General features: G+C 47.4%; 12 protein-coding genes. 9 read left to right on the forward strand and 3 right to left on the reverse strand.

Annotated elements, in window-relative coordinates; all coding sequences use genetic code 11:
* Window positions 1-47: 47 nt before the first annotated feature.
* Complete coding sequence (locus tag B4F99_RS09580; RefSeq protein WP_290757310.1) at window positions 48-614, reverse strand: GNAT family N-acetyltransferase; 567 nt, start codon at window positions 612-614, stop codon at window positions 48-50.
* Window positions 615-717: 103 nt separating this feature from the next.
* Window positions 718-1,335 carry a YitT family protein gene (locus B4F99_RS09585; RefSeq protein ID WP_290757313.1) on the reverse strand — a complete coding sequence of 206 codons (618 nt, stop codon included), beginning with the start codon at window positions 1,333-1,335 and terminating at the stop codon, window positions 718-720.
* Between the two features lie 411 nt (window positions 1,336-1,746).
* On the opposite strand from B4F99_RS09585, the gene B4F99_RS09590 reads away from it, so the two are divergent.
* Entirely contained in the window at window positions 1,747-3,096 is a 1,350-nt protein-coding gene (locus B4F99_RS09590) for an FAD-dependent oxidoreductase (protein WP_214856639.1), read from the forward strand.
* A gap of 153 nt (window positions 3,097-3,249) precedes the next feature.
* Here B4F99_RS09590 and B4F99_RS09595 read toward each other — a convergent pair whose 3' ends face one another.
* Window positions 3,250-3,723, reverse strand: coding sequence for a VOC family protein (locus B4F99_RS09595; protein WP_290757316.1), 474 nt, complete (start codon window positions 3,721-3,723; stop codon window positions 3,250-3,252).
* Window positions 3,724-3,854: 131 nt separating this feature from the next.
* On the opposite strand from B4F99_RS09595, the gene B4F99_RS09600 reads away from it, so the two are divergent.
* From B4F99_RS09600 to B4F99_RS09635, 8 genes are all read left to right on the forward strand, one after another.
* On the forward strand, window positions 3,855-4,739 hold the full coding sequence (locus B4F99_RS09600; RefSeq protein ID WP_290757319.1) for an SDR family oxidoreductase: 885 nt from the start codon (window positions 3,855-3,857) through the stop codon (window positions 4,737-4,739).
* Window positions 4,740-4,861: 122 nt separating this feature from the next.
* On the forward strand, window positions 4,862-5,413 hold the full coding sequence (locus tag B4F99_RS09605; RefSeq protein WP_290757322.1) for a maltose acetyltransferase domain-containing protein: 552 nt from the start codon (window positions 4,862-4,864) through the stop codon (window positions 5,411-5,413).
* A 98-nt stretch (window positions 5,414-5,511) separates the two neighbouring features.
* On the forward strand, window positions 5,512-6,396 hold the full coding sequence (locus B4F99_RS09610; RefSeq protein ID WP_290757324.1) for a hypothetical protein: 885 nt from the start codon (window positions 5,512-5,514) through the stop codon (window positions 6,394-6,396).
* A gap of 20 nt (window positions 6,397-6,416) precedes the next feature.
* Window positions 6,417-7,100 carry a response regulator transcription factor gene (locus B4F99_RS09615; RefSeq protein WP_290757327.1) on the forward strand — a complete coding sequence of 228 codons (684 nt, stop codon included), beginning with the start codon at window positions 6,417-6,419 and terminating at the stop codon, window positions 7,098-7,100.
* Window positions 7,097-8,368, forward strand: a complete 1,272-nt coding sequence (locus tag B4F99_RS09620; RefSeq protein ID WP_290757330.1) for a HAMP domain-containing sensor histidine kinase — start codon at window positions 7,097-7,099, stop codon at window positions 8,366-8,368. Before B4F99_RS09615 ends, B4F99_RS09620 begins: the two co-directional genes overlap by 4 nt.
* Before the next feature lie 67 nt (window positions 8,369-8,435).
* Window positions 8,436-9,509, forward strand: coding sequence for a site-2 protease family protein (locus B4F99_RS09625; protein WP_290757333.1), 1,074 nt, complete (start codon window positions 8,436-8,438; stop codon window positions 9,507-9,509).
* A gap of 150 nt (window positions 9,510-9,659) precedes the next feature.
* Window positions 9,660-11,048 carry an MATE family efflux transporter gene (locus tag B4F99_RS09630; RefSeq protein ID WP_290757336.1) on the forward strand — a complete coding sequence of 463 codons (1,389 nt, stop codon included), beginning with the start codon at window positions 9,660-9,662 and terminating at the stop codon, window positions 11,046-11,048.
* Window positions 11,049-11,156: 108 nt separating this feature from the next.
* A complete protein-coding gene (locus B4F99_RS09635; protein WP_214856647.1) occupies window positions 11,157-11,723 on the forward strand; it encodes a 3'-5' exonuclease in 567 nt (188 codons plus the stop codon).
* The last annotated feature ends 191 nt before the right edge of the window (window positions 11,724-11,914 follow it).

The raw sequence follows: 11,914 nt of genomic DNA on the forward strand, positions 1-11,914 counted from the left end.
AACCATGTCGATTCCCGAATGACACTGTGGAGATCGACATGGTTTTTTCATTGCTGTATATCGTAACGACGTTCCATATAATCAAAGGTACCGCCACTAATTTCAATCGTTCGGACCGGTTTAAAGCCAAGACGGCGATACAGTCGTTGCGCTCCAACGTTCGTTTGATCAGCGTTTAACGTAAACGCTTGTAGTCCCCGTTTCTCGCCTACTTCCGCTGCTGCCTGCAACAGTTCCGTACCAATTCCTTTTCCACCATGACGCGCATCCACTGATAAGGTATCCAGGTAATAGACCGGTCCTTCCGTCTCGACGTCGATCTGGACGTCTTGACCTGTCCACTGTTTCAATTGTTCTTTAATTGGTTCGTCGAGTTGTTTCGCCTCTGTTCCGGCATAAGCGATCACGATGCCCGCTACTTCGTCCTTGATGATTTTCACGAGGATGTTCTCATGACTGAGCCGGTTTCCGGTTTGGGAAACGAAATAAGCGAGCCTTTCTAGAACCTCTTCTTTTTCTGTCGTTCCCGTCAATGTCTCAGCAATCTCATGAATCGCTTGCTCAATCAACGGGGCAATCTGTTGTGCTTCAGAAGCATCTGCTTGTCGAATCATCTAATCGTTCTCCTTTGAACTTATTTTCTAATTAATGAACCTGAAAAATCGGACTCGACGATGTCGAATCCGATACATGATTTTTTTAGATATTCATCCGTTTTTACTGCGTCACTCTCTTTATGACAGGTGCTGGTACGATGATAGGCTCCCGTGTCATGACAGCAACGACACGTCCAGCGATCGCTACAGCCAGTAACGTATATAACGTTAAGCTGAGCGGCAGATAGACAAGTGAGATGATTAACACGATGGCATCGAGTCCGAACAAAATCGTCCCGATCGATAGACCTGTCAGTTTGCTGAGTCCCATCGATAGCAAATCGTCTCCACCTGTTGCCGCTCCACTTTTCAAAACAAGTCCGAGACCATACCCGGTCACGATTCCACTAGCGATCGCTGCGATGAGCGTCGCTGGCCAAGCCTGTTCTGGAAAGTGGAACAAATCGAGTCGGTGCCACATTTCATAAAAGAGTGATAACGCACCTGCTGATAGTAATGCTTCACTGACGAAACGCTTGCCTTTGAAGTACAAGGCACCGATGAAAAATGGAATATCGAGCACGATCATCGAGATCGAAGGATTGATATCAAAAAAGTATCGACCAAGCAACGATAATCCGATAAAGCCGCCTTCTGCTAATCCGAACTGTTCATTCAATGTGTAGTAACCGAACGCCATGATCAGCGTTCCGGTTAAGATGGTTGCGATTCGTTTCATGTTTTATTGTCCTCTCCCATTTACATCGTGGGAGAGGTTTTATACGTCCCGTTTGGGTATTCATCTATTTTCGCTCTCCCTGATTTTTATAAGCCATTACCGTCTTGTTCGTCTTGACCGGTACTGCTAAAAATCAGGTAAGCTGAATAGATGATTGGTCCTCTCGGTATCCATCGGTTTCCACCCCTTCATTAAAAATCTATTTTCATTATAACCCGAATTTCAGTAACTAAAACAGTTTTACGCATTCTTCACATAATCCAAACACTTTTGCTCACTCATTCACAATTTAGACAAGATTATGCTCAATGTTGAACAAACTGCTTGAAAGTGAACTTGCGAAGGATTACACTAAGTATATCAAATGAATGTGATTTACATCACAAACAAAACACAAAGGAGACTTTACCCATGAAAGTAGCAGTCATCGGATGTACACACGCAGGAACAGCAGCAGTCAAAGAACTCGCTTCACAACAAGATGTCGAGATCACCGTTTATGAGCGGAATGACAATGTATCGTTTCTCTCTTGTGGGATCGCACTTCACGTCGGTGGTGTCGTCAAGCACGCGGAATCGCTATTTTACTCGTCACCAAGTGAACTTGCTGAGCTCGGAGCCGAGATGCGTCTGAAACATGATGTACTTGAAATCGATAGTGAACGTCAGACGATCGTTGCGAAAAACCTCATGACTGGTGAAGTCGTTCACGATACGTACGATAAACTCATCATGACGACTGGATCTTGGCCAATCATTCCAATGCTTCCTGGTATTGAGTTGAACCAAATCGAGCTCTGTAAAAACTATCACCACGCTCAAACAATCATCGAAAAAGCATCAGATGCAGAGCGGATCACGGTCGTTGGTGCAGGCTATATCGGTGCTGAACTCGTCGAAGCGTTTGAAGCCTACGGAAAAGATGTTACGTTCATCGACAGTGCAGATCGCATTCTCAACAAATACCTCGACCGCTCGTTCACTGACGTCATTGAACGCGAATTAACAGATCGCGGCATTCGTCTTGAACTTGGACAAACCGTCCAAAGCTTCAAAGGAGAAAACGGTGCTGTCACACACGTCGTTACAGATAAAGGCACATTTGAAACGGATCTCGTCATTCTCTGTGTCGGTTTCCGCCCAAGCACGGAACTCTTAAAAGGACAAGTCGATATGTTACCGAACGGTGCCATCATCGTTGACGATTATATGCGGACGAGCAACCCGAACATTTTTGCTGCTGGTGACAGCTGTGCCGTCTATTACAACCCAGCTCGGACACATGCCTATATTCCACTCGCAACGAATGCTGTCCGGATGGGTACGCTCATCGGAAAAAACTTACTCGCGCCAAAGATTCGTTACCAAGGAACACAAGGCACATCTGGTCTTCGCTTATATGATTTGAACATCGCGTCGACTGGTTTGACAGAAGAAGCGGCACCCTTGTTCGGACTTGAAGTGAGCAGCACGACAGTTACAGATGCGTATCGTCCAGAGTTCATGCCAACAGCAGAAGACGTCCAATTGAAGCTCGTCTTCGAGACGGCAACACATCGTGTCGTCGGTGCACAAATCATCTCAAAAGTTGATTTGACACAGGCAATGAACACACTTTCTGTCGCGATTCAAAATGACATGACACTTGAAGAGCTCGCTTTCGTCGATTTCTTCTTCCAACCGCACTACAACAAACCGTGGAACTTACTAAACCAAGCAGCTCTACAAGCAATGAGCGAGCGCCAATCAGCTCGTGTCTAAATTTATTGCAAGATAGATTAAGTGCAATTTTTCTCTATTATGAGGAGAAAGATTGCACTTTTTGTTCATTTCGAACCGTTTTCTATAAAAGAACACGTCATGCAGTTTGCGATTTGAATGCGTAATCAATGACTGAACGTTACAGTCACCTCTTCATTTTTCCGTTTCAATCTGATAAAGATGCTGCCAGTCCTTATACGACATCGTTCCGTTCATCGTCTCCATATCAAAGCGTAACGGTGCGATCAATTCGAGTGAATTGCCATCTGGATCCTCGAAGTAGATCGCTGCGTGCGCATGTGGATGATTATCGAGAACGAGCGGTTGATCAGCTCCTGCTACACCGAAGGCTGATCGAACTTCAATCCCTCTCTCCTTTAACCAGTCCTGTGCTTTGTCGATATTTTCTTGTTCCACCCGAAACGCAACATGGCGAATCGACGGATGATACGGTAACCCAGCTTGACCTGCTTTCCATAGCCCTAACCAACTCTTACCGTGCTTGATCCAAAAGAAAGCGACGCGTTCATTTCGGAACGCACATTCAAGACCTAACTCTTCGTAAAAGACAATCGATCGTTCGAGCTCTTTGACCGGTAAATGGGCTTCATACAGTCCAGCAATCATCTTCTTCACACTCCTCTTTTTCTAGTGTAAGCCATCAATTTCCAAATTTACTACCATCAAAAACGTTTAATCCGACTTGTTGAGGGAACATACAACCTATACCAAAACCAACTTTCAGGAGGAATGTTTACATGGCTGCATCGAAAAATCCGTTAACACAATACTTCAATGACGATTTCCCAAAACAATATCAGGACGCCCCAGCGGTTCAAGCAAAAATGGAACCTGTTCCCGATTGTGGAGAAGAGAGTTATAAAGGTTCTGGCAAATTGATCGGCAAAAAAGCACTGATTACGGGTGGCGACTCCGGCATCGGCCGAGCAGCAGCAATCGCCTACGCTCGTGAAGGGGCTGACATCGTCCTTAACTACTTACCGGAAGAACAACAGGATGCTGAAGAAGTCAAAGCATTCGTTGAAGCAGCGGGACAAAAAGCATATCTCTTACCTGGTGATTTAAGTGATGAAGCGTTCTGTGGACAACTCGTCAAAGAAGCACACGAATCACTCGGCGGACTCGACATTTTGGCACTTGTCGCGGGTAAACAACAAGCTGTCGAAAACATTCTCGACCTTTCGACGGAGCAATTACGCAAGACATACGAAATCAACGTCTTCTCCCTCTTCTGGGTCGTCAAGGCAGCCTTGCCACTCTTAAAGGAAGGCGCTTCGATTATCACGACGACATCTGTCCAAGGATATAATCCAAGCGCGAATCTCTTGGATTACGCTTCGACGAAGTTTGCCATCAACGGTTTCACACGTGGACTCGCTAAACAAGTCGCGCCAAAAGGAATCCGTGTCAACTCCGTCGCACCTGGTCCGATTTGGACACCGCTTCAAATCTCGGGTGGTCAGCCAAGCGAGAACATTCCAGAGTTCGGACAGGAAACACCACTAAAACGAAGTGGTCAACCGGTCGAACTGTCCGATGTCTATGTCTTCCTCGCTTCAGACGCTGCAAGCTATGTTACAGCGCAAATCTATGGTGTTACAGGTGGAATCGAGTTAGCATAAGGATCGAATCTCGACAGGGTAGCTTCGGCTATCCTGTTTTCGCGTGTCTTAACGGGATATCAGTTGCATCACCCGGTGCCATTTAGTCTAATGAAAGTAATAACGATGAAGGAGTGAATCAGATGACTGAAAAAGAAAAGATGATTCAAGGGGAACTTTATTTAGCACAAGATCCGGAACTCGTGGCCGACCGCATCCGGGCACAATCGCTCTGCTATGAGTTCAATCAATTGAGTGTTCATGATCGTGCCAAGCGAAAGATGCTTTTGCAGCAATTATTTCAGACGGAGCAAGCCGACTTTTACATCGAACCGACCTTTAAATGTGATTATGGCTACAACATCACGTTAGGGGCTCGTTTTTATGCCAACTATGACTGTGTCTTGCTCGATATTTGTCCGATTACGATCGGCGACAACTGCATGCTTGCTCCAGGTGTACATATCTATACCGCGACCCACCCACTCGATCCTGTCGAGCGCAATAGCGGTTATGAATTAGGAAAACCGGTCGTCATCGGGAACAATGTCTGGATCGGTGGACGCGCGGTCATCAATCCAGGTGTGACGATCGGAGATAATGCAGTTATTGCCTCAGGAAGTGTCGTCGTCAAGGATGTACCGGCAAACAGCGTCGTTGGCGGAAATCCAGCTCGGATCATCAAGACGATCTAATTCTCATCAAATTCTAATCTGTTCCTCAGCTTCCTTTCACGTGGTCTGGTTATTCTATGTATAAGAACAACAGCCACTACTTAAAGGAGGATATCATCATGACTGAAAAACGAACAGATAAAGGAAATAAATACTTCAAAAAAGGAATCGCTACACTTGCCATAACGGGTACAGTCTTAACAGGAGCTGGTGCGTTCCTACTCTTCACAGGTCCAGGACACTCTCTCGTCAACTCGACGGTCACCACTTCGCAGCAGGCAGAGCAAAAAGTCGCAGCTGCTTCGCGCCAAGTCGAACAAAAGCTTCCTGCTTCAATGCGTGACGATCAAGAAATCGAAGGCACATTGCAAAAACTATCGGATCGTTCGATGACGATCGACGTTAACGGTGACGCTCAGACGTATGACTTTGCTTCGTCAGTAGAACGTGAAGCCGTGCAAAAAGAGGATTGGGTCAAAATCGATCTGAATGCGAATCAGCAAATCACGGAACTTGAGCGAGAAGATCAAGATGATCGCAATGACCGAGAGGACGATGGCAATCGCTCAAATGATTCATTGGACGATGCGAATGAACGGTACGGTGTTCTTCGTGCCCTATCACAAAGTGAATTGACACTCGAACAAGATGGACAAGAGACGATCTACGCGATGGCGGATCGTGTGGAACGTGACACTGTGAAATCTGGGGATATCGTAAAAATCGAATTGAATGCAGATGGTCAAGTCCGTGAGCTTGATCGGGAAGAGGACGACGAAAATCGTAATGATGCACGCGATGAAGACCGTGACGATGCACGGGAGCAAGAAGTCCGCGGTACACTCTCTAAAATAACGAATCAAGAGATCATCATTGAACAGAATGGTACGCAAAAATCGTACTCTCGTGCATCAAACATGGAACAGGATGATGACGTCCGAGTTGGTGGTGCCGTCAAACTCGAGTTGAACGCATCAGACGAAGTAACAGAAATCGATGAATGATCATTAAAAGGAGGATGTTTATGCCAACCACCATCTTAATCGTTGAGGACGATGCGAAAATCGCACGCCTCCTTGAACTTGAACTCCAATATGCCGGGTACGCGACACGAGTCGCCCCCAACGGAAAAGATGGTCTCGCTGCCGCTGAGCATTCGGTTGATCTCGTCTTACTCGACGTGATGATGCCGGAGCTGAGCGGCTTCGAGGTGTTGCGCAGGCTCCGCGGAAAAGGCATGCACGTTCCCGTCATTATGCTAACAGCACGTGGAGAAGTGTACGATAAAGTCGCGGGACTCGATCTTGGTGCGAATGATTATGTGACGAAACCGTTCGAGATGGAGGAACTCCTTGCTCGAATCCGAGCGTTATTACGCACTCCGACTTCAACTAGTAACGCACCGCGCACGTTACAGTTCGCTGATCTTGTACTCAATCTTGATCGACATGAAGCATTTCGCAATGAAGGGCGACTCGATTTGACACCACGTGAGTTCGAACTTCTGACATATTTACTAGAAAACAAGGAACATGTCCTGACACGCGAACAAATCCTAAATCACGTCTGGGGGTACGATTACTTCGGCGAGACGAACATCGTCGACGTCTACATCCGTTATCTTCGCAAAAAAGTCGATGCCCACCCTCCGGCCTTGATTCAGACCGTTCGTGGGGTTGGTTATGTGCTACGGGAGGCGATCCCATGAAGCTTCGAACGAAGCTTGCTTTATCCGTCACCGCCTTTACGACACTCTTGTTATTCCTTTCGTTCATCGTCGTGACACTCGTCGTCCAAAATCATTTAATTGAATCGCGTTATACCCAACTGGAACAGGCAGAGGAATTGATGGAAGATGATTCATCGGTCCGGACATTGCTGACGCTTCATGAGGATGCTGTCGTCTTATCGAACGAAAATGGACGCTGGGTCATCTCAAACGATGAAGATGGCGACGACCCGTCTACTGTTAACGGAGACATACAAGCAAATGACCTCCCCGGTATCCCGCGCTCGAATGAACCTTTTAAGTCTGGCGATTGGTTCGGCATCGTCTATCAGGATCAAGCCTATCTGTTCGAAGATGAGAGCGTCGATGATACGGTCTCGACACTCGTCTTGACCTTCACCATCGTGTTGGTCGTTGGAATCGTCATCGCGTTCATCAGTAGCTTCTGGATTGCGTATCAGACGCTCCGCCCGCTCAGGCAACTAAATGATACGATGCAACGGATCTCGTCTTCTGGAACGCTTGAGACCGTGCAGACCGAACGTGATGATGAGATCGGTCGCCTCGGTCGCGTCTTCAATCAGATGATTGGGCGTGTCGATCAAACGATGGAACAACAACGGCAGTTCGTCGCCGATGTCTCGCATGAGATGAAGACACCGCTGACCGTCATCGAAGGGTATGCGCAATTATTGAAGCGATGGGGCAAAACGAAGCCCGACGTACTCGATGAATCGATTGAACATATCTTGCAGGAAACACATGCGATGCGGACGACCTTGATTGAGCCTATGCTCGAATTGTCTCGTCTCGGTTACGAGGAAACGTCTGTCGAAGTGATTGACTTAGCAGAGCTTGGAAGCGAACTCGCTGATCGGATGTATCACGCGACAGGGACGATCATTCCTGTTGATGCCTCCGGAACGATTCGGGCAAATCGCGAAGCGGTGTTACGTATCTTGACGATCTATATCGATAATGTCCTGAAGTATGCCACTTCACCAGAATTGCACCTGCGAAAAGAACGTCTGGCTGTCCTTGATCGGGGAACGTCTCTAACGGACGAAGAACGCGCTCGGTTATTCGACCGGTTTTACCGACTCGATGCAGCACGCGATCGTTCAGGAAGTGGACTCGGATTGTCGATTGCTGCTGCACTTGCGACGACACATCATTTTAAAGTAGGTAGTGAAGCGCGTCAGCCAGATGGAAGCTGCTTCTATTTAATCCCCGAGCAGTCTGAATGAAACTTTTTCTACAATTGTGTCGTACACTTAAGGAAGAACGTCACATGATGAAAGAAGGAACTTCACGATGGCTAAAAAACGTTGGGGTGGACTTGCTGTTGCCGGCGCCTTTCTCTTGACGAAAGGAAAGGTCATCCTTGCCTTATTGAAATTTTCAAAGTTCGGAGGCACTCTGATTTCGTTCGGAATCTCTCTTCTCTTTTACGCTCAAATATTCGGTGTTTGGTTCGGGGTCGGATTGCTTTATCTCCTATTCATTCATGAGATGGGACATCTACTCGCCGCTAAACGACTCGGTTTTAAGACCGGTCCTGCGATTTTCGTACCGTTCATGGGAGCCGTCATCGGCATCAAGGATACATTTCGAACGCCAAAACAAGAAGCGATTCTCGCGTACGGTGGACCACTCGCGGGTCTCGTATCCCTGATTCCGCTTGCGATCGGATATGCTGTGACCGGAAATGACTTCTGGCTCGTCATCTTCCACCTCGGGGCTCTATTGAATCTCTTCAACCTACTTCCCGTCAGTCCACTTGACGGCGGACGGATTCTTGCGGGACTTCCGATCATCGTCTGGGTCGCGGGACTTGCTGCCTTGATTGCCTACGGTATCACCCACTTTAGTCTGATTTTGCTCTTGATTGCCTTTTTAGGCGGCAGTGCCGTTTGGAAACGGTATAAGTTCGCGAAACAATATGAGGCGAACCGGTCGACCTTAATGTTGTATCGTGCTGCACGCGAACGCGTCTTACGGGCAAAGGCGGAGCAGGAACGTGCAAACGTTGAAGTCGCTCTTGCACCGGAAGTGGAGGAAGAACAAACGGTCGAAAGTACGTACGATCCGATTGCTTGGTCGCTTCGTCTCGATTTACAAGATTTGCGACAAGCGAGTCCAGAAGAGGCACGTCAGGAAGCGGACGATCTGTTACGGTATCAATATGATGCTGCGAACGACTACGATGCGTTGTTGCGACGAATCGATCAGCGGATTGAACCACTTCGTCTTGCTGAAGAGTCTGTTCAGTATCATCAGATGCCGAAAAAACAACAAACGATCACGCTCCTCGCTTATTTGGCGCTCGGTGCTATTTTATTCGTTGCTTTCGAATATTCGAAAGGTTACCTGCCTACACCATCTTAAATCGAGATCCATCGGATGCGCTTCATGGCGCATCCTTTTTTCATAGAACGAACACATTGACTAGAGTGATTTCTTGCATCTCGTTAAAGAAGCGACTACTCTGAGTAAAACCCTACTTACCACTTGTCTAAAATAGGAGGTTCTCCTTCCATGAATAAAAACACTGCCCGTTTGGGTGAAGCACCTGTCAATCAGCTTTTACTTAGTCTCTCTTTACCAGCGATGGTCGGGATGCTCGTCACGGCACTCTACAATATCGTCGATACGATTTTCGTCGCTCAAGGAATCGGTACGGCTGCCGTGGCCGCCGTCGGAATCGCTTTCCCCGTCCAGCTCGTATTAATGGCAATCGCCAACTCGATCGGGATTGGTGGTGCTGCAATTGCGTCACAACGACTCGGTCAAAAACAAATAGATGGTTCCAGTCGTGCTTATGCCAACGTCTTGATGGCTGTTTTCTTCATCAGTATGCTCGCTATCATCAGTGCTTTCATCTTCGTCGAACCGTTGCTACGTCTCTTTGGAGCGACGGATGAGATCATGCCGTACAGTATCGATTTCTTACGCGTCCTCTTGATCGGATCTCCTTTCTTCATGTTGACGATGGCGTCGAGTGCAATGTTACGCGCAGAAGGACGCGCGAACTATCAGATGCGCGTCATGCTGACGACGGTTGCCATCAACATCGTCCTGACACCGCTGTTCATCTTTGGTCTTGATTGGGGCATCCAAGGTGCTGCACTCGGGACAGTAGTTGCGCAAATCGTCGGTGCTGCACTTGTTTTCCGATTCTTCTTTACGAAACGTCGGCAAACGGGGTTAACACTCGATCGGAATGCTTTCAAACCTGATTTCCGATTAACGTTCCGGATGATGCAAATTGGATCATCATCGTTCATCATGCAAGTCTCCCAATCGATTTTGTTCATCACCGTCAACCATATGCTCGTCCGGTACGGTGGTACGACAGAACTAGCTACGTTTGCGGTCATCAATAAGTTCATGGCGCTCGTCGGTATGCCGATCATGGGGATCGTGCAAGGGATGCAACCGATCGTCGGATATAATTTCGGATCCCGGCAGTTTAGCCGGATGTCGCTTGCCATCAAGTTGGCAATCCGCTACGGTTTATCGTTATCGATCAGCTTGTGGTTACTCATTCAACTGTTCCCTCGTTTTTGGGTCGGCTTGTTCACAGAAGAGGCGACACTTCTACAGGAAGGCTCGAGTGCGATGCGCATCTTATTCGCCTTATCGTTCGTCTACGGAATTCAAATGATTGTCAACGGAATGTACCAATCGCTTGCAAAAGCAAAAGTCGCTTTATTCTTGTCCTTGTCGCGCCAAACGTTATACACGATTCCACTCGTCTTGATATTGCCCCTGATCTTCGGTGTCAATGGTGTCTGGGTCGCTTTTCCGATCGCTGATGCAATGGCTGTTTTGACGGCCCTTGTTTTCGCCTATAAAGATCGCGTTCTGTTATTTAAACCGGAAGAGTACGTCGCAGAGGAACAAAAAGTCGCTACCGCGAAGTGACTGGAATGGATCTAAGATCGTCTGCTTTGCAGATGGTCTTTTTTGATGGACTTCCAGAATACGAACATGTATTCTGTTACTAGTGAATGACAGAAAGGAGCCTGCTGGATGTATACATTAGCAATTGACTTTGAAACGGCAAATCGGAATAGCCGAAGCATTTGTGCGTTTGGTTGGTCCGTTCTCGCGAACGGTCGTGTCACGGAGAGTAAACAGGTCTTAATCAATCCAGAAGAAAATTTCGATGCTGGAAACATTCGGGTCCACGGAATTCGTCCGAGCGATGTCTTTGATGCGCCGACGTTACCGGAAGCGATGGAAGCCCATGGCTTATACGATTTGATTGCAGGCGCTCAACTGATCGTTGCTCACAATGCATCATTTGATATGGGGGCACTTCAAAAAGCGATTCAAAAATACGATATGTACCAGATGCCCGCTTTCACCTACGGCTGCACGGTCAAATTATCCCGCAAATTGTATCCTTGGTTGCCGAACCATCGATTGAATACGATGGCAGAGTTTCTCAACGTCTCTTTCCAGCACCATGATGCAAAAGAAGATGCCTACGTCTGTGCGTTACTCTTAAACGATATGTTGGAGCGAACGAACCTACAGGATCCGGTCACTTTGCATACGTTTTGTGGCGTTCGGATGGGACAGGTTGCCTATTAATAAACAAAAAAACACTCTAGACACAAAATCTAGAGTGCTTTCAGGTTTGTAGACAACAGGGATGACTCCAAAAAATGACGCGTCTCTTCACGCCCTTTCCTCAGGCGAGACACAAGCCAGTTTTCTTGCTTCATTCAAGCAGGAAAGCGGGTCTTGTTCGTCTCTGACAGCGCATAATGCACTTTTTCCTG

It is taken from the genome of Exiguobacterium sp. UBA3491, from assembly GCF_002377745.1.
In the GTDB taxonomy this organism is placed as follows: domain Bacteria; phylum Bacillota; class Bacilli; order Exiguobacteriales; family Exiguobacteriaceae; genus Exiguobacterium_A.